The sequence below is a fragment of the Massilia varians genome, from assembly GCF_027923905.1.
GTDB classification, from domain to species: domain Bacteria; phylum Pseudomonadota; class Gammaproteobacteria; order Burkholderiales; family Burkholderiaceae_D; genus Telluria; species Telluria varians_B.
In genome coordinates this window covers 4,240,507-4,262,445 of the sequence record NZ_AP026966.1, presented here as the reverse complement: position 1 = coordinate 4,262,445, position 21,939 = coordinate 4,240,507, and the positions used below count along the sequence as shown (strand labels likewise).

Annotated in this window: 23 protein-coding genes; 10 read left to right on the top strand and 13 right to left on the bottom strand. The window is 64.9% G+C overall.

Annotation, left to right across the window (positions count from 1 at the left end):
* The first annotated feature begins 24 nt into the window (after positions 1 to 24).
* The 5 genes from MasN3_RS19265 to MasN3_RS19245 all read left to right on the top strand — a co-directional run bounded on the left by MasN3_RS19265 (position 25) and on the right by MasN3_RS19245 (position 3,784).
* Positions 25 to 336, top strand: a complete 312-nt coding sequence (locus tag MasN3_RS19265) for a KGG domain-containing protein (RefSeq protein WP_036206582.1) — start codon at positions 25 to 27, stop codon at positions 334 to 336.
* A 199-nt stretch (positions 337 to 535) separates the two neighbouring features.
* Complete coding sequence (locus MasN3_RS19260; protein WP_281909381.1) at positions 536 to 901, top strand: hypothetical protein; 366 nt, start codon at positions 536 to 538, stop codon at positions 899 to 901.
* Positions 902 to 1,019: 118 nt separating this feature from the next.
* On the top strand, positions 1,020 to 2,141 hold the full coding sequence (locus MasN3_RS19255; RefSeq protein WP_281909380.1) for a M14 family metallopeptidase: 1,122 nt from the start codon (positions 1,020 to 1,022) through the stop codon (positions 2,139 to 2,141).
* Positions 2,142 to 2,150: 9 nt separating this feature from the next.
* Positions 2,151 to 2,624: a CYTH domain-containing protein gene (locus tag MasN3_RS19250; RefSeq protein ID WP_281909378.1), complete on the top strand. Its 474-nt coding sequence runs from the start codon at positions 2,151 to 2,153 to the stop codon at positions 2,622 to 2,624.
* On the top strand, positions 2,621 to 3,784 hold the full coding sequence (locus MasN3_RS19245) for a serine hydrolase domain-containing protein (protein WP_281909376.1): 1,164 nt from the start codon (positions 2,621 to 2,623) through the stop codon (positions 3,782 to 3,784). The genes MasN3_RS19250 and MasN3_RS19245 overlap by 4 nt, the downstream gene beginning before the upstream one ends.
* A gap of 45 nt (positions 3,785 to 3,829) precedes the next feature.
* On the opposite strand, the gene MasN3_RS19240 is transcribed toward MasN3_RS19245, so the two are convergent.
* The gene (locus MasN3_RS19240) at positions 3,830 to 4,036 is read right to left on the bottom strand and encodes a hypothetical protein (protein ID WP_281909374.1); all 207 of its coding nucleotides are present in this window, start codon (positions 4,034 to 4,036) and stop codon (positions 3,830 to 3,832) included.
* Between the two features lie 42 nt (positions 4,037 to 4,078).
* Positions 4,079 to 5,332 (bottom strand): DUF2863 family protein, encoded by a 1,254-nt coding sequence (locus tag MasN3_RS19235; RefSeq protein WP_281909372.1) that lies wholly within the window; start codon positions 5,330 to 5,332, stop codon positions 4,079 to 4,081.
* A 217-nt stretch (positions 5,333 to 5,549) separates the two neighbouring features.
* Between MasN3_RS19235 and MasN3_RS19230 the strand changes: the two genes are divergently transcribed.
* A complete protein-coding gene (locus MasN3_RS19230; protein ID WP_281909371.1) occupies positions 5,550 to 7,898 on the top strand; it encodes a TonB-dependent receptor in 2,349 nt (782 codons plus the stop codon).
* Between the two features lie 91 nt (positions 7,899 to 7,989).
* Positions 7,990 to 8,673, top strand: coding sequence for a Fe2+-dependent dioxygenase (locus tag MasN3_RS19225; protein ID WP_281909369.1), 684 nt, complete (start codon positions 7,990 to 7,992; stop codon positions 8,671 to 8,673).
* 54 nt (positions 8,674 to 8,727) lie between these two features.
* On the opposite strand, the gene MasN3_RS19220 is transcribed toward MasN3_RS19225, so the two are convergent.
* From MasN3_RS19220 to MasN3_RS19205, 4 genes are all read right to left on the bottom strand, one after another.
* Positions 8,728 to 8,874 (bottom strand): lmo0937 family membrane protein, encoded by a 147-nt coding sequence (locus MasN3_RS19220; protein WP_281909368.1) that lies wholly within the window; start codon positions 8,872 to 8,874, stop codon positions 8,728 to 8,730.
* 138 nt (positions 8,875 to 9,012) lie between these two features.
* On the bottom strand, positions 9,013 to 11,121 hold the full coding sequence (locus MasN3_RS19215) for a hybrid sensor histidine kinase/response regulator (protein ID WP_281909366.1): 2,109 nt from the start codon (positions 11,119 to 11,121) through the stop codon (positions 9,013 to 9,015).
* Positions 11,121 to 12,290: an ABC transporter substrate-binding protein gene (locus MasN3_RS19210; protein ID WP_281909364.1), complete on the bottom strand. Its 1,170-nt coding sequence runs from the start codon at positions 12,288 to 12,290 to the stop codon at positions 11,121 to 11,123. The genes MasN3_RS19215 and MasN3_RS19210 overlap by 1 nt, the downstream gene beginning before the upstream one ends.
* Positions 12,291 to 12,516: 226 nt before the next feature.
* On the bottom strand, positions 12,517 to 12,693 hold the full coding sequence (locus MasN3_RS19205) for a hypothetical protein (protein ID WP_281909361.1): 177 nt from the start codon (positions 12,691 to 12,693) through the stop codon (positions 12,517 to 12,519).
* On the opposite strand from MasN3_RS19205, the gene MasN3_RS19200 reads away from it, so the two are divergent.
* Entirely contained in the window at positions 12,686 to 13,081 is a 396-nt protein-coding gene (locus MasN3_RS19200; protein WP_281909359.1) for a hypothetical protein, read from the top strand. The genes MasN3_RS19205 and MasN3_RS19200 overlap by 8 nt on opposite strands.
* Before the next feature lie 26 nt (positions 13,082 to 13,107).
* On the opposite strand, the gene MasN3_RS19195 is transcribed toward MasN3_RS19200, so the two are convergent.
* The 7 genes from MasN3_RS19195 to MasN3_RS19165 form a co-directional block, all read right to left on the bottom strand.
* Complete coding sequence (locus tag MasN3_RS19195) at positions 13,108 to 13,614, bottom strand: T6SS effector amidase Tae4 family protein (RefSeq protein WP_281909357.1); 507 nt, start codon at positions 13,612 to 13,614, stop codon at positions 13,108 to 13,110.
* A gap of 12 nt (positions 13,615 to 13,626) precedes the next feature.
* On the bottom strand, positions 13,627 to 14,019 hold the full coding sequence (locus MasN3_RS19190) for a Rap1a/Tai family immunity protein (protein ID WP_281909355.1): 393 nt from the start codon (positions 14,017 to 14,019) through the stop codon (positions 13,627 to 13,629).
* A 2-nt stretch (positions 14,020 to 14,021) separates the two neighbouring features.
* Positions 14,022 to 14,516, bottom strand: coding sequence for an Hcp family type VI secretion system effector (locus MasN3_RS19185; RefSeq protein WP_281909354.1), 495 nt, complete (start codon positions 14,514 to 14,516; stop codon positions 14,022 to 14,024).
* A gap of 241 nt (positions 14,517 to 14,757) precedes the next feature.
* Positions 14,758 to 17,466 (bottom strand): aconitate hydratase AcnA, encoded by a 2,709-nt coding sequence (acnA, locus tag MasN3_RS19180; protein ID WP_281909352.1) that lies wholly within the window; start codon positions 17,464 to 17,466, stop codon positions 14,758 to 14,760.
* Between the two features lie 86 nt (positions 17,467 to 17,552).
* Positions 17,553 to 18,113 (bottom strand): hypothetical protein, encoded by a 561-nt coding sequence (locus MasN3_RS19175; RefSeq protein ID WP_281909351.1) that lies wholly within the window; start codon positions 18,111 to 18,113, stop codon positions 17,553 to 17,555.
* Positions 18,113 to 19,102: an HpcH/HpaI aldolase/citrate lyase family protein gene (locus MasN3_RS19170; protein ID WP_281909349.1), complete on the bottom strand. Its 990-nt coding sequence runs from the start codon at positions 19,100 to 19,102 to the stop codon at positions 18,113 to 18,115. Before MasN3_RS19170 ends, MasN3_RS19175 begins: the two co-directional genes overlap by 1 nt.
* A 104-nt stretch (positions 19,103 to 19,206) precedes the next feature.
* The gene (locus MasN3_RS19165) at positions 19,207 to 20,196 is read right to left on the bottom strand and encodes a malate dehydrogenase (protein WP_281909348.1); all 990 of its coding nucleotides are present in this window, start codon (positions 20,194 to 20,196) and stop codon (positions 19,207 to 19,209) included.
* A 258-nt stretch (positions 20,197 to 20,454) separates the two neighbouring features.
* Between MasN3_RS19165 and MasN3_RS19160 the strand changes: the two genes are divergently transcribed.
* Together MasN3_RS19160 and sdhC are read left to right on the top strand one after the other, a co-directional pair.
* Positions 20,455 to 21,219, top strand: coding sequence for a GntR family transcriptional regulator (locus MasN3_RS19160; RefSeq protein ID WP_281909347.1), 765 nt, complete (start codon positions 20,455 to 20,457; stop codon positions 21,217 to 21,219).
* A gap of 304 nt (positions 21,220 to 21,523) precedes the next feature.
* A complete protein-coding gene (sdhC, locus tag MasN3_RS19155) occupies positions 21,524 to 21,937 on the top strand; it encodes a succinate dehydrogenase, cytochrome b556 subunit (protein WP_370662371.1) in 414 nt (137 codons plus the stop codon).
* Positions 21,938 to 21,939: the final 2 nt, after the last annotated feature.

The window sequence follows — 21,939 nt, the reverse complement described above, 5'->3', positions numbered from 1 at the left end:
AAGCGTACAAGGGAGAAGATCATCATGGCCTCAAGCAATCAAGGTAACAAGCAAGGCAGCAATCAGGGCGGCAACAGCCAGAGCAGCGGCACCCGCAACCGCGGTTTCGCTTCGATGGATCCGGCCCGCCAGCGCGAGATCGCCAGCCAGGGCGGCAAGGCCGCCCACGCCAAGGGTACGGCCCACGAGTTCACCTCGGAAGAAGCCCGCCGTGCCGGCAGCATGAGCCACGGCAACCGTCAGTCGGCCAACGCCGGCTCGGGCGGCCCCTCGCGTGCGGCCTCCGCAAAAGGCGGCCGCAACTCGCAGGGCGGCGGTCGCGGCTCGAAAGAGTAAGAACCGAAGGTTCTTGCGCGTCGTAACGGCTCCCGTCAGGCGGGAGCCAGTGGCTGAACGGACACGGGGAGCGCGAGCTCCCCGTTTTGTTTTTTGACACGACGAATGGATGCGGTAGAATCGCTGCGCCTTTTTCAACCTTTTCCCTAGGAATATCGTCGTGAAACCTGCGGTAATTCGTCAAGTCAAGAGCATGGCCATGTCCTGCGATCGCGTCGGCAACCTGTTGCTGGTCAAGTTTGCCTGCAAGGGCGCGGCCGACGTCCAGCTCTATGTGCCGGCAACCATCGTGTTCTGGCTGCTCAAGCACCTGCCGGTCAATCGTGACCCGAACCTGGTGCCGCCGCCGCCCTGCGCGCCGGTGACCCAGCAGGATTGGGACCATCCCTACACGCCGCGCGCCGAGTTCGTCCAGTGCAAGGAGCTGCCCGGCGCCCTGCGCATGAATTTCGCGTCGAATGCCAAGGAAGACCTGACCGTGGTGCTGGACCGCAGCAACGTCGAACTGATGCGCCAGATCATGCTGATGTACAGCAAGGATCTGATCGACCTCGACGCGCAGTAATCGCGCGGGCCGGACCACCGGCAACCAGCAGGCAGGGCAGTGCGCCTGCCTTGCTTACGCGGCGCATCTCTGCAGGAGTATCATGCGCTTCTCGTGAACGGACAAAGAAGGATTCGCCATGCCCATCAAAATCAGCCAGGCCTTCGATTCCGGCGCCATCGACGTCGTGCGCGCCGATGGCCCCAGGGCAATCGACCTGAACCTGCGCGCGGACTCGCACGCCGACATCCACCAGTGGTTCCACTTCCGCCTGCAGGGCGCGCGCGGCCAGGCCTGCACGATCCGCTTCCTGAACGCCGGCCAGGCTACCTATCCGAAGGGCTTCGAGGACTACCAGGTCGCCGCCAGCTACGACACCGAGAACTGGTTCCGCGTCCCCACCAGTTTCGACGGCCAGGTGATGACGATCAACCACACGCCCGAACTCGACAGCATCTACTACGCCTACTTCGAGCCCTACACCTGGGAGCGCCACCTGCGCCTGCTGGGCGAAGTGGCCGAGAATCCGGTCGCGCGCGTGCACGACATCGGCACCACCATCGACGGCCGCGACATGAACCTGGTCGTGATCGGCAATCCGCAGGCGGAAAAGAAGATCTGGGTGATCGCGCGCCAGCACCCGGGCGAGACCATGGCCGAGTGGTTCGTGGAAGGCATGATGGATGCGCTGCTGGACAACGCCAATCCGGTCTCGCGCAAGCTTCTGCAGCGCGCCGTGTTCTACATCGTGCCGAACATGAACCCGGACGGCTCGGTGCGCGGCAACCTGCGCACCAATGCCGCCGGCGCCAACCTCAACCGCGAATGGATGACGCCTTCGCCCGAGCGCAGCCCGGAAGTGCTGTGCGTGAAGAACAAGATCCACGAGACCGGTGTCGACATGTTCTTCGACATCCACGGCGACGAGGCGCTGCCGTACAACTTCGTGGCGGGCAGCGAGATGCTGGCCGACTTCACCCCGGAGCGCCTGGAGGAGCAGAATGCCTTCATCGGGCGCTACATGGCGGCCAGCCCGGACTTCCAGAACGTGTACGGTTACGCGGCCAGCAAGTACAACGAAGAACTGCTGACCCTGGCCTCGAAGTACATCGGCCACACCTTCAAGTGCCTGTCGCTGACCCTGGAGATGCCGTTCAAGGACAACGCCAACCTGCCCGACCCGCACACCGGCTGGAACGGTGCGCGCAGCGCGGCGCTGGGCGCGGCGATCCTGACGCCGATCCTGCAGACGCTGGGCTGAAGGCAGGCCATGGGCGTCGAGATCGAGCGCAAGTTCCTGCTCAACGGCGACGCCTGGCGCCAGCTCGGCCAGCCCGTGCTGCTGCGCCAGGGCTACCTGTGCTCCGACCCGGAGCGCACGGTGCGCGTGCGCATCGAGGGTGACCAGGGCCGGCTGACCATCAAGAGCAAGGGCACGGGTGTTAGCCGCGGCGAGTGGGAATATCCGATTCCCCTGCTGGAGGCGCAGGAGCTGCTCGACACCCTGTGCGAGCGCCCGCTGGTCGAAAAATACCGGCGCCGCATCGCGCACGCCGGCTTCACCTGGGAAGTCGACGAATTCCTGGGCGAGAACGCCGGCCTGGTGGTGGCCGAGATCGAACTGCCCTCGGAAGACACCGTGTTCGCCAGGCCCGACTGGATCGGCCAGGAGGTCAGCGGCGACAAGCGCTACTACAACTCCAGCCTGATCCGTTTCCCCTATTCTCAGTGGACCGATTCATGATGCATGTTTCACGCCGCGGCGTGCTGGCGCTGGGCCTGGCCACGCTGCTGCCCGCGCTCGCCGGCTGCGCCGCAAGTCCCACCAACGCCGCAAGCACCAGCTATTTCCCGCCGGCCGGCGAGTGGGCCCGCAAGTCGCCGGCCGAGCTCGGCATCGACGCCAAGGCCCTGGCCGCCGCCGTGCAGTTCGCGCAGTCGCGCGAGACCGCCCGCGCGCTGGATTTCTCGGACCAGGAAGCCACTTTCGGGGCCCGCCTGGGCTCGATGCCGACCGAGCGCGCCCGCACCAATGGCCTGGTGATCTACAAAGGTTATGTGGTGGCCGAATTCGGCGACACGGCGTTTGTCGACCCCACCTATTCGGTGGCCAAGAGCATGCTGGCCACGGTTGCCGGCGTGGCCGTGCGCGACGGCCGCATCGCGCTCGACGAGCCCGTGGGCAAGCGTGTGGTCGACGGCGGCTATGCCGTGGGCCGTAACGCCCAGGTCACCTGGAAGCAGCACCTGCAGCAGGAAACCGAGTGGGAGGGCAGCCTGTGGGGCAAGAACGCCGACTTCATCGGCAAGGACGCCTTCGGCGCCGGCGAGCGTAAGCCGCGCGCCTTGCAGGCCCCGGGCAGCTTCTACGAGTACAACGACGTGCGCATCAACCGCTTCGCCTTGTCGCTGCTGCGCGTGTTCGGCCAGCCGGTGCCGCAGGTGTTCAAGCAGCAGGTGATGGATCCGATCGGCGCCTCGAACAGCTGGAAGTGGGTTCCCTACCATAACAGCTATGTGGAACTGAACGGCAAGCAGGTCCCGTCGGTCAGCGGCGGCACGCGCTGGGGCGGCGGCATGTGGATCAATTCCTGGGACATGGCGCGCTTCGGCTACCTGTGGCTGCGCGGCGGGCAGTGGAACGGCAAGCCGGTGCTGCCGCCGTCCTACGTCAAGGAAGCGCTTACGCCGAGCGCGCATGGTCCGGACTACGGCTACCTGTGGTGGCTCAATACCCAGGGCAAGAACCTGCCGGGCCTGCCCGCCAATGCCTACGCCGCGCTGGGCGCGGGCAGCAATACCATCGTCGTCTCGCCCGACCATGACCTGGTGATCGTGTGGCGCTGGCATGCCGGCAATCCTGCCGACTTCGCCAGCAAGGTCATCGCCAGCCTGCCGCGCTGAACCTGCCGCCGGCCTGCGCCCGCAGGCCGGCCGGCCTTGCCGCCATCACGGCCGGCGCTGCTGCGCGAACCACGCGAACAGCCCGGCCTCGCCATAGGCATAGACCCACGCCTCCACCATGCGCGCCGATTCCTGTTCCGGCACCGCATCGTCCTTCAGGCCATGATTATTCGGGTGGGCGAGTTCCTCGCCCAGGCGGTGATGGTTGTCGGCCCCGCTTTCGCGCCGGATGATCTTGCCGCTAACTATCACCGCGTGGGCGGGAAGACCCGCCCACCCGACAGTTCCGTACGCTCAGTGGAAGTGCTCGCTCCCCGGCGGCGTATCTTCCGGCATCTCGGCATGCACCAGCTCGCCCGTCGGGTCGGCGAACAGCGGGCCGCCGCAGTCATCGCAGTACTCGGCGACGTAGCGCTCGTTGATGCGCTTGATGTGGGCGATGCCGGCCTCGTTCAGGTGGGCCACGATCTCGTTGATCGGGGTCAGGGGAGCGGGGCCGGTGGCGAACGGGCCTTCCATCGGCGTGCCGTTCTCGTCCTCCTGGCCGTACAGCGGCCAGACGATGCCGTACATGACGTCGCTGTCCTGGCGCATGGTGAAGGAGACGCGGTATTCGTCGATCTGGATGTCGCTGGATTCCTCGCCGAAGCCGGCGATCACGGCGCGCAGGTCCGACGGCTCCACGCCCAGCGTATGGGTCAGGTAGTGCACGGCGGCGCGGATCGAGATCGGGCGGATCAGCTTGTCGGCTTCGCGGCAGGCCACGTAATACGCTTCCGGCAGCAGCAGCTCTACGCCGCAGCCCGGCAGCAGGCGCGCGATGTTGGACGTGCCCTGGGCGCGCCATTGCTCCAGCGCGCGGTTGCGCTCCTCGGCGAAACCGATATGGTGCTGCGGCTCCTGCCAGCGGAACATCGGCGCACCCTGGGGCGCGACGATCGCCACCAGCAGGTAGCGGGTGTCGGCCAGGAAGGGCGCGGTTTCTTCCACGCGCGCGGCCGGCTTCACGGTGCCGCCCTTGTGCGCCGCGGCGGCCAGCTTGTGCGTCAGCGCATAGGTTTCGGCGTGGGTGCGCGGCAACTGGTCGATCGAGTACAGCGTGGGCGCCATCGCGATGCGGGTGCCTTCGGCCAGCAGGTGGGCCGAGAAGTGCGCCTGCAGCGTGCTCAGCATCTCGCCCGGGATATTGCCCGAGGCGATGTTGAAACGGGTCCAGGCAAGCACCGGCGCGGCCACCAGCAGGGCCTGCCAAGTGACGTCGCCGCCATCCTGCTGCTCGACCATGCTGGCCGATTCGCTCACGGCCTCGACCGCATCCATCAGCACGTCGTAGGAGGCGAGATCGTCCTTGAAAAGGGCGTTCAACGCGGCATCGATGCTGTCCTGGTGGTTGGTCTTGAGCAGCTTCTGCAGTTGCGTGTCCAGTTGGTGCTCCCAGGTCCGTTCTTCAACGCGGCTGGCGGCCTGCATGATGGCTTGCGCGATGCTGACGAGACGCTGGCTTTCGGCGGAGAGTTTAGGGGTTGAATCTTTGGAAGGACGATGCATGGCGCTAGGGGTCTCTCTTTTCAAATAATGGTCAAGGTCATGATAAACCCATATCCCCGGTATTGTAGTTGATTCGGCCACATGCCATGAAAACAAGGCCGGCTTGTGAAAAGGAAGGGCGCGGCGCTTGCAAAACGTCTGAATAGAAAGGATAATGCGAATCGTTCTCATTAACGTTTGCTTTAGGCCTGGTGCCTTTCTCTGACCCAACAATAAAATGACCACGATCACTTCGCAGGCAAGCAGCAGCTTCATCAAGAGCAAGAAACACGCCCGTCCTTCCGCTCCCGCCCTGTCGGCTCCCGCACTGGCCGTGCTGGCCACGCTGGCCATGCCCCTGGCCGTGCACGCCAGCGGCGTCGGGGAGCCCGCGCCGGAGCTGGCCGAAGGCATCAAGCTCCCGCAGGTGCACGTGACTGGCGGCAACGACCGCGCCGTGCAGGGCCCAGTCAAGTCGAGCTCGGACAAGTTCACCGCGCCGCTGCTCGACACCCCGAAGTCGGTCACCGTCGTGACCTCGGAAACCATTGCCCAGACCGGCGCCGTGTCGCTCACCGACGCGCTGCGCACCGTGCCGGGCATCACCATCGGCGCTTCCGAAGGCGGCAACCCGGTGGGCGACAACCTGTTCATCCGCGGCTACAACGCCCAGACCGACACCTACATCGACGGCGTGCGCGATTCAGGCTCGCAGTCGCGCGAGATCTTCGCGATCGAGCAGGTGGAGGTGGTCAAGGGCCCGAATTCGGCGCTGGGCGGCCGTTCCTCGGCCGGCGGCGGTATCAATATCGTCACCAAGACCGCCAAGGACAGCAACTTCAGCAATGCCACCGTGGGCCTGGGCACCGACAAGTACGGCCGCGCCACCGCCGACATCAACCGCGTCGTCGGCGAGAACACGGCCTTCCGCCTGAACGCCATGGTGCACGCCAACGACGTGCCCGGCCGCGACGTCGTGAACACCGAGCGCTGGGGCATCGCACCGACCGTCACCTTCGGCCTGAACGGTCCGACCCGTGCGATCCTCAGTTACTACCATATGGAAAGCAACGAGACCCCGGACAGCGGCATCCCGTTCAACAACCCCTTCGCGAGCGGCCCCAACACCGCCAGGAACGGCGGCGGCACCCCGTTCACGGTGGACCGCGAAGCCTTCTACGGCCTCAAGAACCGCGATTTCCGCGACACCGAGACCGACGTCGCCACCGTCGACCTGCGCCACGAATTCAGCCCCAACCTGGCGATCCGCAACGTGAGCCGCTGGGGCAAGACCGGTCAGGACTACGTCTACACCCAGCCGGACGATTCCAAAGGCAACACCGTCCTGTACGGCACCGTCTGGCGCCGCGCCAACACCCGCCTGGTCGATACCCGCACCCTGGCCAATGCCACCAGCCTGACCGGCAACTTCGCCACCGCCGGCCTCAAGCACAGCTTCAACGTCGGCGTCGAGTTCTCGCGCGAGAACACCGAGCGCGGCACTTACGTGTTCACCCCCGGCACCAACAACCCGCTGACCGGCAGCTTCACCTGCCCGAGCGCGGGCGCGGCCACCCGGTACAACTGCACCACCCTGGTCAACCCGAACCCGTATGACCCGTGGGCTACTACCCGCAGCGTGTCGCCGGCCAGGACCGACGTCGTGACCCGCACCCGCGCCGTGTACGGCTTCGACACCATCGAGTTCAGCCCGCAGTGGCTGCTGAACCTGGGCGCGCGCTGGGACGACTTCTCGAGCTCCCTGCACACCTCGCCGGCCACCGCCGGCGGCGCGGCCACCCGTGCCCGCGTCGAATCGAGCTTCGACACCTACCAGGCCGGCCTGGTGTACAAGCCGAAGGCGAACGGCAGCATCTACCTGTCGTGGGCGACCTCGGCCACCCCGCCGGGCAACGACGGCGGCGACGGCCTCGATGCGCTGAGCGTGGCGGTGCAGAACCTGCAGCCGCAGACCAGCCGCAGCATCGAACTGGGCACCAAGTGGGAAGTGCTGCCGGGCGGCCGCCTGTCGCTCAGCGCCGCCGTGTTCAAGAACGACATGAACAATGCCCGCGTCACCGCGCCGGACGGCACCAGCCAGAACGTGGGCCGCAAGGAGATGAAGGGCGTCGAACTCGGCCTGTCGGGCCGCATCACCCGGGACTGGACCGTGTTCGGCGGCTACACCTACCTGGACGGCATCGTCGCCGACAACGGCTACGCCAACACCGGCACGACCGCGAATCCGGTCTGGACCCCGTCGCCCTTCAACGGCAACGCCTTCCCGACCACGCCGAAGCACAGCGCCTCGCTGTGGACCACCTACGCGGTGAGCCGTGCTTTGACGATCGGCGGCGGCGCCAACTTCGTGGACCGCCAGTTCGCCAACGTGAACAACACCAAGTACTCGCCTTCGTACACCCGCTTCGACGCGATGGCGACCTACGTGTTGAACCCGAACGTGTCCTTCCAGCTGAACATCCAGAACCTGGGCGACAAGCTGTATTTCGACCGCGTCTCGTCGCCGCACTACGCCGGCGTGGGCCCGGGCCGCTCGGCCAGCCTGACGGCCAACCTCAAGTTCTGACATCGCAGGGCAACACCACCCCCGCCGGGCAACCGGACTTCGCCCTCCTGATATGATCGGGAGGGCTTTTTTCCTTCACGAGGACTCGATCATGATGCTGCACATCCCGGGCGTGCTCCAGCGCGAGCAGGTCACCGCCATCCGCGCCCGCATGGAGGAAGCGCCCGAATGGGTGGACGGACGCGAAAGCGTCGGCTCGCAAGGCGCCCGGGTCAAGCGCAACCGCCAGCTCAAGGACGGCTCGGCATTGAGTGTGGAGCTGGGACAGGTGGTGAGCCAGGCGCTGATGAACAATCCGCTGTTCTTTTCAAGCGTGCTGCCCTTGCGGATCCTGGCGCCGTATTTCAACGCCTACGGCGGGGGCGAGCACTACGGCCTGCACGTGGACGGGGCGATCCGGCCCCAGCGCGGCGGCTTGGCGCCGCTGCGGGCGGACGTGTCGACCACCGTGTTCCTGAGCGATCCGGACGATTACGAGGGCGGCGAGCTGGTGGTGGTGGACGCCTACGGCACGCACGAGGTGAAGCTGCCGGCGGGCGACGCCATCGTGTATCCGTCAGGGAGCGTGCACCAGGTGCTGCCGGTGACGCGCGGTGAGCGGGTGGCCTCGTTCCTGTGGACCCAGAGCATGGTGCGCGACGACGCCAAGCGCGCCATGCTGTTCGAGCTGGACACCAACATCCAGAAGCTGCGCGCGGCGCATGGCGAAACCGAGGCCGTCGTGGGGATCACGGGGCATTACCACAACCTGCTGAGGATGTGGGCGGAGACCTGAACGCACAAAAAAGCCGGAAATCCCGCGGGTTTCCGGCCTGGTCGTTTCACGAGGTCAGAGCACTTTTCTGCCGGTGAACAGGCGGATCAGGATGACGACGGCGGCGACGACGAGAAGAAGGTGAATCAGTCCGCCGGCTACCGAAGTAAGCATGCCGAGCACCCACAGAACGAGAAGTACGATTGCGATGGTATAGAGCATGTTGGCCTCCGTTTGGGATGAGGGGGCAGGCCCGCATGCTGCCTGCTGTCCCGATAAGCCATCATCCTCCTGAGCGCCCATTCCCTCGGTGCGGGGCCGTACAGAACGCTTGTTTCAAAAAAATTCTTGAGCGCGCCGCTAGGGAAGCGCCGCGTGCCCGTCTCCGGCGCCGGCGATGGTGGCCAGCAGTTCTTCCGCCACCACGGGCTTGACCAGGTGGGCCGCGAAGCCGGCCTGCAGCGACATGCGGCGATCCTGTTCCTGGCCGTAGCCGCTGACGGCGACGAGCAGGGCGCCGGCGCTGCGCGGCTGCCCCTTCAAGACCTTGGCCAGCTCGTGCCCGCTCATGTCCGGCAAGCCGATGTCGAGCAGGATCACCTCGAAATCTTCCTGCCCGGCCGCCGCCAGCCCGGCATGCGCCGAATGCTCGGTCCGCACCGTGTGCCCGGCGCTCTGGAGCAGCAGGGCCAGGGTGTTGGCGGCGTCGACGTTGTCGTCCACCACCAGGATGCGGCGGGCCCGGGCTCCGGGCGCGCTGCCCGTGCCCCTTGCGGCGGCGGCGGCGGGAGTCTGCGTGGCCGGCAGCAGCGGCAGGCGGACGAAGAAGCTGCTGCCCTGGTCGGCGCCGCCGCTGCGGGCTTCGACCGTGCCGCCATGCAGCTCGACCAGCTTCTTCACCAGGGCCAGGCCCAGGCCCAGCCCGCCCTGGGTGCGGTCGGGCGTGCGCTGGCCCTGGGTGAACAGGTCGAACACCACCGGCAGCAGGTCCGGGCTGATGCCGATCCCGTTGTCCTGCACCTCGAGGACCGCGCTGTCTCCCTGCCGGCGCAGCGAGACCCGCAGCTGGCCGCCGTCGGGCGTGTATTTCGCCGCATTGCTGAGCAGGTTGGCCGCGACCTGGATCAGGCGGGTACGGTCGCCGCTGACCAGGAGCGGCCGGTCCGCGCTGTCGAGCAGCAGGCGGTGCCCGCGCGCGCCGACCAGCGGGGTGACCTGCTCGACGGCCTCGCGCAGCACGTCGCCGAGCTCCACCTCGGTCTTGTCGATCGTGGCCAGGCCGCGCGTGACGCGCGACACGTCCAGCAGGTCGTCGACCAGGTGGGTCATGTGCGTCACCTGGCGCGAGATGACCTCGCTCGCCTGCTTGACCCGGGGTTCGCCCGCGAACAGCATGCGCAGCAGCTGGGCCGCACTGCTGATCGGCGCGAGCGGGTTGCGCAATTCGTGGGCCAGCATGGCCAGGAACTCGTCCTTGCGGCGGTGCTCCTGTTGCAGGTGCTCCTGCTGCTCCTGCAGGCGGTCGAGCATCTGGTTGATCGAGCGCGCAAGCGTGACCGTTTCGCTGCTGCCGGCCAGTTCGGCGCGGTGCTCGGTGATGCCTTCCTCGCCGAACCGGCCGGCGAAGCGCTCGAGCTTGCGCAGGTCCTGGGTCAGTCCCAGCGACAGGCGCGAGCCCAGCAGGAACACCCCGAGGGCGATCAGCGCGGCGATGCCGCCGATCAGGCCGTACTGGGACGCGGGCTCCTCCAGGATGTCGTCGAGCGCGGAGGCGTCCACGCGCAGCTTCAGGCCGAGGTGCGCAAGCTGGGACGGCACCGCCACCGGCACCTCCAGGACGTTGCGCGCCTGCGCCGCGGCGGGCTGGCCCTTCCAGGTCAGGGTCGACGAAGGCCCCGGCTGCAGGTCCTGCATCCTGACCTTGTAGACCAAGGCGCCCTCGGGGGTATTGGTGCGCGAGTAGCGCAGCAGGCTGACGCCGACCAGCTCCGCGCCTTGCCCCTGCCCGAAGATGTCGGCCTGGTCCACGCCGCGCTCGATGCGCTCGCGCAGCCAGGCCAGCTGCTCCTGGTCGAAGCGCTCGAGCCCATTGCCGGCCACCGTCTTGCCTTCGAAGTCGGTGAATATCACCTGGACCGGGATGCCGGCAATCTGGCGCAGGCCGCCGAGGAAGGGCGCGAGATAGGTTTCCCTGCCCGCGCTGTCGACCAGGCCGGTCGCCAGGATCGGGCTGTCGGCCACTTCGCCCATGCGCGTGACCAGGGTCTTGACGGTATTGGCGACGCTGCGTGCGTTGAAGGCCGCTTCGCGCTGCTGCAGCAGGGCGAGCGCCGCATCGTGCTGGCGATTGACCAGCCAGAACGAGGCGGCCGCCACCAGCAGCACGGCGGCGCCGGCCAGGATCGCCGAGGCGATGGCAAAACGCTGCGTCAGGCTCGCGGCCCGGGACGTCGACCACAGCGCCATCATCAGTCGTCGGTCGGCACGATGACGCCGTCCGCACGGTAGCGTGCGATCAGGAGTTCGCGCGCGCTCAGCGCCTCATGGCGGGTCGGGGTGAAGGGCGGGGCATAGGTTTTCACCAGGCCGCGGTAGCTGCGCAGCTTTTCCAGGGCGTCGCGCACGGCCTTCCTGTCGGTGCTGCCGGCCTGGTCGATCGCCCTGGCCAGGATGTGCATCAGGTCATAGGCGTGGGCCACGCCCACCGGCCCCTGGATGTCTTCGATCCGGCGCACCTTCGAGACGGTGGCGACGTTGCGCATGAAGCGCTCGAGCTGGCTCCGGTCGGCCCGGAAGAAGGAAAAGGTCTGAATCACGGAAAAGTCCACCTGGTTCAGGGCAGGGCCGGCCTGGCGCACGAACTCGCCGCCGGTGACGCCCCAGTGGCTCAGGATCGGCACGCGCTCGGACTTCGGCAGCGCGGCCACTTCGCGCACCAGCACGGCCGCTTCATCGTCGTTGGCGACCAGTACGACCACCTGGGCGCCGGCGCTGCGCAAGGCGTTGTACTTGGCGACCAGGGTCTGGTCGCGCCAGTTGTACCAGGCGGTGCGCACGATCGTGATGTCCTTGTTGGCCTCGGCAAACTTTTCGGCGGCAGCCAGGTTGCTCCGTCCCCAGGAGGTATTGGTCAAGAGCAGTCCGACCTTCGGCAAGCCGCGCTTGCGCGCCGTCTGCAGCAGCTTGGGCATGGCCAGGCTGTCGCGCAGCGACAGGCGGTAGACGTAATTCGGTTTCATGCCGTTGTCGATGATCCCCTCGGCCGAGGACCAGGTCGCCATGAACAGGGTCCTGGTCGCCTTCAGGGTCGGCAGCTCTTCGATGATGACGGGACTGAAGCGCCCGCCGAACACGGCGACCAGGTCCGGCATGCGGGCAAATTCCTCGATATTGCGGATGCCGCGGGCCGGGATCGAGCGATGGTCCTTGGTGACCAGTTCGATCGGCCTGCCGTTCAACACGCCACCGGCGCGGTTGATCTCGGCGATGGCGGTGCGCATGCCCAGCTCGACGGCCTGGGCCGAGGTGCTGTTGTCGAGCCCGAATTCGGCATCGAGGCCGACGCGTACCGGCTGCGGCGGTGCTACCCCATGGGCTTTAGCGGACCACAGCGCGAGGAGGAGGACGGCGGCCATCATACCGGCCAACATCCTTGGCAGGCGGGGAAGGATCGGGTTCAGCATGTCCACTGCAAAAAAATTTTGGTTCAACATTGTAATCGTGAAACGCCAGAGTTCGACGAACAACACGAATCATCCGGACCTGCCGGGTCGGCCCGCAGGCCGATTTTTACAACATTGACGCGATGGGCGACTGATAGTATTTTTTTACGATCGGCCGGGTCCGCATGCCAGGCGCGGATCGTCAGACCGCGGGGTCATGTTCGATGTCCACTATGACAGGTGATGCCATGAAAATCTGCTTCCGAACTTTCTTGCTGGCCACGGCGGCTTTTACAGCCATGTCGGCGAACGCGCAGGACAAGACCGTGTAAGCCAGGGCCAAGATGCCGGCAACCGGCACGCCCGCTGCGATGGACAACCCTCCGTGTACTGCTGACGCGCATGCGAAAACGCTGGGGCAGGCCCTGGTGGAGAAAGGAATCGAAGGTATCGGCAAGGCGAGCGCCGTCCTCGGGCTTCCCGGAGATCCATTCAATACGCGCCGCCTGAATCAATCGGTGTGCATGGACTTATGTGTGATCGTCCCGCAGGGAGCCAGCTTTACTGCAAAGGGAGGAGTGAGTGACCCTTACGGCTGGCGCGGGGATCTTCCGGCAGGTCTTCCAGAGCTGGTTAATCCTGGCAACTGGTGGGCGATCATTGGACCTTCGGTCGAATCCACCGCACGGGGTGACGTCGTATGCTATACCGCGAAGAACTGGAGTCACAATCTCGAGCGCCATGTCGGGATTGAAGTGAAGTATTGATGCTTCGCCGCGCGCAAAGCAGTGTGTTATGTCGACATTTGCGCCGTTCCTGCGCCCAGCGGGAGTGGCCAGAACCAGGTCGTGCGAGCTTTCCAATGACAGAGGCTCGCACACCTGAACGGGTCGCCTGGCTCTGGTGACAGGACGTCGATATGACCTTGCGCGATCGGGCTGCTCGGATCTATCGCAAAGTGCGAGATGATCCCTGCACGGTTGCGGACGTAGCCCACCGTTTTGTCATTGTAAATTTCGGGATCCCCCCAGTATTGCTTCAGCCAGTTCGAGAGGTAACGCTGTCCGGGTTCGATCATCAGCCCAGCGAATTCGCCCTTTTTGATGCGCATGCGTCCTTTGAGTGGAACCTTGGCGCCGAGCAGGCCGATGCTCAAGCGAACAGCGCATGTGTTCATGTAAGCTGAGTTATCGAGCAGATCTTCCCAACCGATCGACTTGAACAGGTATTCCCGTCCCATATCCCAGGTAGATGGGTAATGCCTCAAAAACTCGTGAAAGAGCGGACGTGCGTTCGGCATTTCTTACTCCTGTCATTTGCAAGGGAAATGCTCGCGTAAAGCGGCAGCGATGACCGGCGCTGCCACGGCGCCTGCTTTATCAGGGGCTTCTTCGAGAAGACGCGCTAGATGGCTGACGATCATGCCGTCGATTTCAGCGGCCCCCAGCACCGGCGCACACCATCCAGGCGTGGCATCCTTGATCGCTCGGATGTAGCCGCGTGCCTGGTGAAATGCGGGTATCCAGGCGCCCGCGCTCCGCTGCGCTGGACTCGGGCGCAGGGCCGCCACCAACAGGCGAGGTGTGACGCGCTGCGTGGCCGCGACATCTTCCGGCGGAACTGGAGGAAGGTCGGCCGCTGGTGCTTGCGTGGCGCCGGGCGGGAGCGTGAGAACGCTGATGAGCATGAGACCAGCGAGCTTCATGGTCAGGTCGCAGATTTGCGCGTGGCCAGATTCCACCCGCCTGAGGTGCTCCCAGCCTTGCCGCCACTCTTCTTCTGCTGGGTATACGTCCACTTGACCTTGCTGAACTGCAGGGCGTACTGGTCGTGCACGACGCCGGCGCCCGGAAGGCTTTGGGAGGCATCGCAGATGATGATGTTCTCGAACTCGATCTCGTAATATTTCACGCGCTGGCCATTGCCGTCGGCCCGCATGAACTCCACCGTGGCTGTTGGAATGGTTTTACCCGAGGCACACAGCTGCATCAAGATGGGGGAAGCCAGGTCGGCAGCCTTCGAGAACAGGAAGTGATCGAAATCCGCAGCTCCTACGGTGTGCCCGCCTGCCGAGCCCGTTCGATCGTTGTGGGCTTGCTTATGCCCCCATGATGCAGCCGCAAGCTCAATCCAGTCCCGGTGTTTGTCGTCTGTCGACTCGCCTTTTACTCCGTCAATTCGCAAATAGGCATCTACGGCCATGTGATTCCTCAAGTTAATTGGGAAATAGCCATTGTTGCATCGGCAGGGGTGTGAGGTTTTATGAAGCGACAACGTAGCGCCTGACTCGACTGTAACGCTTGATCTGCAGCGGTTTGCCGGCTTGCTTGCCGGCGCCAGCGCTCTACCTTGTTAAATGACCTCAGAAAAAACAAAAGGCCTGAACCTTTGCAGGGTTCAGGCCTTATCACTCACAGTAGACCCGCTGGCGCGGGCCCTGTAATTACGCAGCCAGCAGCTGGCGCAGCACGAACGGCAGGATGCCGCCATGCTTGTAGTAGTCGACTTCGATCGGGGTGTCGATACGCAGCAGCACTTGCACTTCCTGCGATTCGCCGCCTTCGCGGTGGATCACCAGGGTGGCCAGTTGTTGCGGCTTGATCTCGCCTTCCAGGCCCTTCAGGTCGTAGGTTTCCTTGCCGGTGATGCCCAGCGACTCGACGCTGTCGTTGCCGATGAACTGCAGCGGCAGCACGCCCATGCCCACCAGGTTCGAGCGGTGGATGCGCTCGAACGAACGGCAGATCACGGCCTTCACGCCCAGCAGCTGGGTGCCCTTGGCTGCCCAGTCGCGCGACGAGCCGGTGCCGTACTCTTCGCCGCCGAAGATCATGGTCGGGGTGCCTTCGGCGATGTACTTCATCGCCGCGTCGTAGATCGACAGCTGCTCGCCCGACGGCTGGTGGATGGTGATGCCGCCTTCGACCGCCGAACCGTCCGCCTTGGCCGGGATCATCTTGTTCTTGATGCGCACGTTGGCGAAGGTGCCGCGCATCATGATCTCGTGGTTGCCGCGGCGCGAGCCGTAGGAGTTGAAGTCCGCCTTCAGGACACCGTGGTCCTTCAGCCACTTGCCTGCCGGGCCGTCTTCCTTGATCGAACCAGCCGGGGAGATGTGGTCGGTGGTGATCGAGTCGCCGAACACGCCCAGTGCGCGCGCGCCCTGGATGCCGGTGGCGGCTGCTTTCGGGGTCATCTCGAAGTCGGCGAAGAACGGCGGCTCGGCGATGTAGGTCGACTCGGGCCAGTTGTACACTTGACCTTCGGTCGACGACACGCGCTGCCACAGTTCGCCCGGGTTGCCCTTCACGTCGGCGTAGTTCTTGCGGAACACTTCCGAGTTCATCGCGAAGCGCATCAGTTCGCCCACTTCCTGCGACGACGGCCAGATGTCGCCCAGGTAGACGTCGACGCCGTTCTGGTCCTTGCCCAGCGGCTCGCTCATCAGGTCGCGGGTCATGTTGCCGGCGATGGCGTAGGCCACGACCAGCGGCGGCGAGGCCAGGAAGTTCGAACGGATGTTCGGGTGGATACGTGCTTCGAAGTTACGGTTGCCCGACAGGACGGCCGAGGCGACGATGTCGTTCTCGACGATCGCGGCGTTCAGTTCCGGGGTCAGGTCGCCGGCGTTGCCGATGCAGGTGGTGCAGCCGTAGGCGGTCACGCCGAAGCCCAGCTTGTCCAGGTAAGGCAGCAGGCCGGCGGCGGTCAGGTACTCGGTGACCACGCGCGAGCCGGGGGCCAGCGAGGACTTGATGTGCGGCGCCACGCTCAATCCACGCTCGACTGCTTTCTTGGCCAAGAGGCCGGCAGCCAGCAGCACGCTCGGGTTCGAGGTGTTGGTGCAGGAGGTGATCGCGGCGATCAGGACGTCGCCGTTCTTCACGCGCACGCCGTTGGTCGTTTCGTAGACCTTGTGCAGTTCGCTAGGGTCCTTGTTGAAGCCGTTCTGGGTGGTCGGCTTGCTGAACAGTTCGGTGAAGGTGTTCTTCACGTTGCCCAGTTCGATACGGTCCTGCGGACGCTTCGGGCCGGCCAGCGACGGGGTGACGGTCGACAGGTCCAGTTCCAGCACGCGGGTGTAGTCGATCTCGCCGGCTTGCGGGACGCCGAACATGCCCTGGGCCTTGAAGTAGCCTTCGAAGGCTGCCAGCTCTTCTTCGGTACGGCCGGTGCCGCGGAAGTAGTCGACGGTTGCTTCGTCCACCGGGAAGAAGCCCATGGTCGCGCCGTATTCCGGGGCCATGTTGGCGATGGTGGCGCGGTCGGTGGTCGACAGCGAGCGGGTGCCGGCGCCGAAGAACTCGACGAACTTGCCGACGACTTTTTCTTTACGCAGCAGTTCGGTGATGGTCAGGACCAGGTCGGTCGCGGTGCAGCCTTCGCGCAGCTTGCCGGTCAGGTTGACGCCGATGACGTCCGGGGTCAGGAAGTAGACCGGCTGGCCCAGCATGCCTGCCTCGGCTTCGATGCCGCCCACGCCCCAGCCGACCACGCCGACGCCGTTGATCATGGTGGTGTGCGAGTCGGTGCCGACCAGGGTGTCCGGGTAGAACACGTCGCCCTGGCGCATCACGCCGCGTGCCAGGTATTCCAGGTTGACCTGGTGGACGATGCCGAAGCCCGGCGGCACGACGCCGAAGGTGTCGAAGGCTTGCATGCCCCACTTCATGAACTGGTAGCGCTCGTTGTTGCGCTGGAATTCCAGTTTCATGTTCAGGTCCAGCGCGCCCGGCTCGCGGAAGTGGTCGATGGTGACCGAGTGGTCGACCACCAGGTCGACCGGCACCAGCGGCTCGATCTTCTTCGGATCGGCGCCGGTCTTGGCGGCGACATTGCGCATGGCGGCCAGGTCGGCCAGCAGCGGCACGCCGGTGAAGTCCTGCAGCACGACGCGGGCCACGACGAAGGGGATTTCTTCGGTGCGCTCGGCGGTCGGGCCCCAGTTGGCCAGCTGCTTGATGTGCTCTTCGGTGACCTTCTTGCCGTCGCAGTTGCGCAGGACGGACTCGAGGACGATACGGATCGACACCGGCAGGCGCGACAGGTTCACACCGAGGGCTTCGCCCAGCGCCGGCAGCGAGTAGTACTGGCCGTTCTGGCCGGCGCCGACCGGGAATTCCTTCAGCGTGTTCAGGGTGTTGCGAGACATAATCTCTCCTTCAGTGGGGATATGTGTTGTTATTCCGGTACTGCTATTTACTTCATTAGGGCGATCCGACGGGGTTCAGCCGCGGATCAGCCATTCTTTTCGGCAGGCAGCGCCGCGACGACCGGCGCCGCCTGCTCGGCGTTCTTGCATTCGTTGGCCAGCTGGCGGTTCAGCTTCGAATCGAGCAGCATGCCCTTGGCCGGGATGCCGATCCAGATCAGGCCCCAGTGCGGGTTCTCGAAGCGCTGCGCGCCGGTGGTGGTGCCCACGCGGCTCAGGCGGTGCAGGCGCTTCTTCCAGCGCAGGGCGATGTGGGCGTTGTCCTGCGCGTTCGTGTAGATCGTGATCTTGTTGCCGAGTTCGCAAGCGTAGTCGGTAACCACCGTGTCGGTGATGTCCGGCTCGTCGATGACGTCGGCGCCATAGGCCGGTGCGGCCACGGCGGCGCCGGCTACGCCGGCGGCAGCCGCGCCGGTGGCCTTCGCCCCCGGCTTGGCCTTCGATGCCGGCTTGGCTTTCGCCTTGGCCTTCACGACCTTGTCGGCCTTCGGATGTTTTTCGGGTGCGGCGGCTGCGCTGGTGCAGATGGCGGCGGCCGCGAACGCAAATGCGCCAGCGGCAAGGATGCGGGAGAGGAGGGTGGCCATTAGTTGGAATCCGTGAGGTTGACGATTGCCGCAGCGGCTTCCGGCAGCGCCAGGCCGGCCAGTCTTGCGCGCTGCAACACGGTCCAATAATATCGGTAGCTCGCGCGGTCGTGCAAGCGGCCGTGTTGCGCGATCGGCCCCCACTGCGCCGCCATCGCCTCGGTGAGGATATTGGTGGCTTCGTTCACTTCCGACAGGCGCGGCGTGAAGGCCTTCAGGATCGGCTTGATCTGGTCCGGATGGATGCTCCACATCCGGGTGAAGCCGAATTCCGCGCCGGCGCGCTGGGCGTCGTTGGCGACCACCGCGCTGTCCTTGATGTCGGTGGTGACATTGTGCGAAGCCACCTTGCCGTGCGCATGGCAGGCCGCGACCATTTCCAGCTTGGCGCGCACCACCAGCGGGTGCGTGAACTGGCCCGGCGTGCGCATGGCGCTGGCCGGCACCGCGCCGTAGTGGGCCGAGACGAAGTCCATGATGCCGAAGGACAGGCACTCGACCTGGGGCAGGGCGGCGATGTCGTAGGCTTCGCGCAGGGCGCAATGGGTTTCGATCAGCACGTGCACCGGAAGATCGTTGCGGCCGGCCTTGACGGCATGCTCGTTGACCAGGTCGATGGCGCGGATCACCTCGTCGGCGCTGTCGACTTTCGGCAGCACCACGTAGGCCAGCCGTTCGGCGCCGCTGCCGACGATGGTGGCGACGTCGTTCGCGAAGTGCGGGCTCTTGGTGTCGTGCAGGCGCACGCCGATGCGGTTGAAGCGGTTGTCGCTGCTGTTGACGAGGCTGGCCACCAGGGTGGCGTGCGCCGCTTCGCTACCGGCGACGGCGCCGTCCTCGCAATCGAAAGTGATGTCGAAAACCGGCCCAAGCTCTTGTTGCAGGGCCATCGATTTGCGCATCAGCTTCTCCGAGCCGGCGTAGTGGTCGCAGGCGGGGAGGAGGAGCGGCTGGCGTTTGCCCTGGAATAAAACCTCGGAAGGATGCATGGTATGTCTTGAAACGATTCGGCCATGCCGCGCGCCTCGACGGCGCCGGCATGGCACGGTTGGCGCGGCCGGGTGGCCGCGCCGTTGATACTTAAGTCGGCAGCTCAGTTCAGCAGGTGAGCGACGCCGGCCTTCTCTTCTTCGAGCTCTTTCAGGGTCAGGTTGATGCGTTCCTGCGAGAAAGCATCGATGTCCAGGCCCTGGACGATCTTGTATTCGCCGTTCTCGGTGGTGACCGGGAAACCGAACATGGTGCCTTCCGGGATGCCGTACGAACCGTCCGATGGGATGCCCATGGTGGTCCACTTGCCGCCGGTGCCCAGCACCCAGTCGCGCACGTGGTCGATCGCCGCGTTGGCCGCCGAGGCTGCCGACGATGCGCCGCGCGCTTCGATGATGGCGGCGCCGCGCTTGCCGACGGTCGGCAGGAAGGTGTCGCGGTTCCAGACGTCGTCGTTGATCAGGTCCTTGACCGATTGGCCGTCGACGGTCGCGAAGCGGTAGTCGGCGTACATGGTCGGCGAGTGGTTGCCCCACACGGCCATTTTCTCGATGGCGCCGACCGGCTTGTTCAGCTTGGCGGCAACCTGCGACAGCGCGCGGTTGTGGTCCAGGCGCAGCATGGCGGTGAAATTCTTGGCCGGCAGGTTCGGGGCCGACTTCATGGCGATGTAGGCGTTGGTGTTGGCCGGGTTGCCGACCACCAGCACTTTCACGTCACGCGAAGCGACGGCGTCCAGGGCCTTGCCCTGCACGGTGAAGATCTGGGCGTTGGCTTCCAGCAGGTCCTTGCGCTCCATGCCCGGGCCGCGCGGACGGGCGCCGACCAGCAGGGCCACGTCGGCGTCCTTGAAGGCGGTCATCGGGTCGGCATGGGCGGTCATGCCGGCCAGCAGCGGGAATGCGCAGTCGTCGATCTCCATCATGACGCCCTTGAGCGCCTTCTGTGCCTTCTCATTGTCGATCTCGAGCAGCTGCAGGATGACCGGCTGGTCCTTGCCCAGCATGTCGCCGTTGGCGATGCGGAACAGCAGGGAATAGCCGATCTGGCCGGCCGCGCCGGTTACGGCGACGCGCATTGGGGTTTTAGCCATGATGAATCTCCAAAAAGGGAATGAAAACGGTCGAGCCGGGGTGCGAATTTGGGGAAACTGCAATGATACCAAAAGCGCACCGTGTCAATTGGATATCGCGCGCATGGTCGAAGGGCAGGCGCGGAGGTCCAGGCCGGCCACGAGTTTATGCCTCGACTGTTCTATCTGTCAATTCATATCATATGTCTTATATAAGACACATGTCTCAGCGGTCATATACTGGACGTAGGGGGCTGTTTTGTGGTGAAATCGCGGTCTATGAACCCCCTGTCACCCAACAGCAGCGATGCAACCGGTACCGACGCATCGCCGTCGTTCCGTCCGTTGTACCAGCAGATCAAGTCCCTGATCACGCAAAGCCTGCAGTCGGGCGAGTGGAAACCGGGCGAGCTGATGCCGAGCGAAGTCGAGCTGGCGGGGCGCTTCAAGGTCAGTCAGGGCACGGTGCGCAAGGCCATCGACGAGCTGGCGGCCGAAAACCTGGTGGTGCGCCGCCAGGGCAAGGGCACCTTTGTCGCCACCCATGCCGAAGAGCGCGCCCACTTCCGCTTCCTGCGTCTGATGCCCGACGAGGGCATTCCCCACCATCCGGACAACCGCTTCATCGCCGTGCTGCGCATCCGCGCCACGTCCGAGGTCGCGCGCCTGCTCGAACTGAAGTCGGGCGACGCCGTGGTCTACATCAAGCGCGTGCAGTCCTTCGACGGCGTGCCGACCATCCTGGAAGAGTTGTGGCTGCCGGGGCAGCTGTTCAAGGGCCTGACGGCGGAGCGCCTGGTGGAGTACAAGGGGCCGATGTACGGCCTGTTCGAATCGGAATTCGGCACCCGCATGATCCGGGCGACCGAGAAGATCCGTGCGGTGGCGGCGGATGCGGTCGCCAGCGAACACCTGAAGGTGCCCGAAGGCACGCCGCTGCTGTGCGCGGACCGGGTGTCGTTCAGCTATGGAGACAAACCGGTGGAGTTGCGGCGTGGAATTTATTCGACCGCTCGCCACCATTACCAGAACGAGTTGTCATAAGAATGCACGGATTACCGTAGGGTGGCCGGCTCTGCCGGCCGCGCGTCCAGCCATGATATGCGTCGCCACAACGCATCCGGAAGTTGAACGCGCGGTCGGCGTAGCCGACCACCCTACAGCAAGGATCGCTTCAAGCGATTAAAATAAGTTGGTTTTGCGTACGCGACGAACAGTGCCCGGTTCGGCGCAGGGATGCCCCGGTGATCCACCCCTGGATGCCTGGTCCCCCGTCACAAAATCGGCGAGAATGAAGGGTTCATTAAAAAACTGTCGTCATAGAGGGAGGTGTTTCATGTCCGAAGCCGTGAGAGAAGCTGCAAAAAAAGGGCGGCCGGAGTTCCGCAACGTTGGCATTGGTGATATCACAGGTAAATATCGCATGCCACCATCGGCCATCGTGTCGATCCTGCACCGCGTCAGCGGCGCTGGTCTGTTCCTGTTCCTGCCTTTCCTGCTGTATCTGTTCCAGGAAAGCCTGATGTCGGAAATCTCGTTCGAGCACTTCCGTGGCGTCGTGAGCAATCCGTTCGCGAAAATCATCATTCTGGGCCTGTCGTGGGCTTACCTGCACCACTTCGTCGCCGGTGTGCGTCACCTGTTCATGGATAACCACCTGGCCCTGGACAAGGATGCGGCACAGAAGACCGCACGCTGGGTGCTGATCATCAGCCTGGTGCTGACCGCGCTGGTCGCCCTGAAACTGTTCGGAGTGTTTTAATC

Coding starts and splice junctions, on each gene's coding strand:
- MasN3_RS19185 (WP_281909354.1), bottom strand. CDS start 14,516: ATGGCCGTAGATGCCTATTTGCGAATTGACGGAGTAAAAGGCGAGTCG.
- MasN3_RS19220 (WP_281909368.1), bottom strand. CDS start 8,874: ATGCTCTATACCATCGCAATCGTACTTCTCGTTCTGTGGGTGCTCGGC.
- MasN3_RS19225 (WP_281909369.1), top strand. CDS start 7,990: ATGATGCTGCACATCCCGGGCGTGCTCCAGCGCGAGCAGGTCACCGCC.
- MasN3_RS19230 (WP_281909371.1), top strand. CDS start 5,550: ATGACCACGATCACTTCGCAGGCAAGCAGCAGCTTCATCAAGAGCAAG.
- MasN3_RS19175 (WP_281909351.1), bottom strand. CDS start 18,113: ATGGCCACCCTCCTCTCCCGCATCCTTGCCGCTGGCGCATTTGCGTTC.
- MasN3_RS19245 (WP_281909376.1), top strand. CDS start 2,621: ATGATGCATGTTTCACGCCGCGGCGTGCTGGCGCTGGGCCTGGCCACG.
- MasN3_RS19250 (WP_281909378.1), top strand. CDS start 2,151: ATGGGCGTCGAGATCGAGCGCAAGTTCCTGCTCAACGGCGACGCCTGG.
- MasN3_RS19170 (WP_281909349.1), bottom strand. CDS start 19,102: ATGCATCCTTCCGAGGTTTTATTCCAGGGCAAACGCCAGCCGCTCCTC.
- MasN3_RS19160 (WP_281909347.1), top strand. CDS start 20,455: ATGAACCCCCTGTCACCCAACAGCAGCGATGCAACCGGTACCGACGCA.
- MasN3_RS19210 (WP_281909364.1), bottom strand. CDS start 12,290: ATGATGGCCGCCGTCCTCCTCCTCGCGCTGTGGTCCGCTAAAGCCCAT.
- MasN3_RS19200 (WP_281909359.1), top strand. CDS start 12,686: ATGGACAACCCTCCGTGTACTGCTGACGCGCATGCGAAAACGCTGGGG.
- MasN3_RS19260 (WP_281909381.1), top strand. CDS start 536: ATGTCCTGCGATCGCGTCGGCAACCTGTTGCTGGTCAAGTTTGCCTGC.
- MasN3_RS19165 (WP_281909348.1), bottom strand. CDS start 20,196: ATGGCTAAAACCCCAATGCGCGTCGCCGTAACCGGCGCGGCCGGCCAG.
- MasN3_RS19195 (WP_281909357.1), bottom strand. CDS start 13,614: ATGCCGAACGCACGTCCGCTCTTTCACGAGTTTTTGAGGCATTACCCA.
- acnA (WP_281909352.1), bottom strand. CDS start 17,466: ATGTCTCGCAACACCCTGAACACGCTGAAGGAATTCCCGGTCGGCGCC.
- MasN3_RS19265 (WP_036206582.1), top strand. CDS start 25: ATGGCCTCAAGCAATCAAGGTAACAAGCAAGGCAGCAATCAGGGCGGC.
- MasN3_RS19190 (WP_281909355.1), bottom strand. CDS start 14,019: ATGAAGCTCGCTGGTCTCATGCTCATCAGCGTTCTCACGCTCCCGCCC.
- MasN3_RS19215 (WP_281909366.1), bottom strand. CDS start 11,121: ATGATGGCGCTGTGGTCGACGTCCCGGGCCGCGAGCCTGACGCAGCGT.
- MasN3_RS19235 (WP_281909372.1), bottom strand. CDS start 5,332: ATGCATCGTCCTTCCAAAGATTCAACCCCTAAACTCTCCGCCGAAAGC.
- MasN3_RS19255 (WP_281909380.1), top strand. CDS start 1,020: ATGCCCATCAAAATCAGCCAGGCCTTCGATTCCGGCGCCATCGACGTC.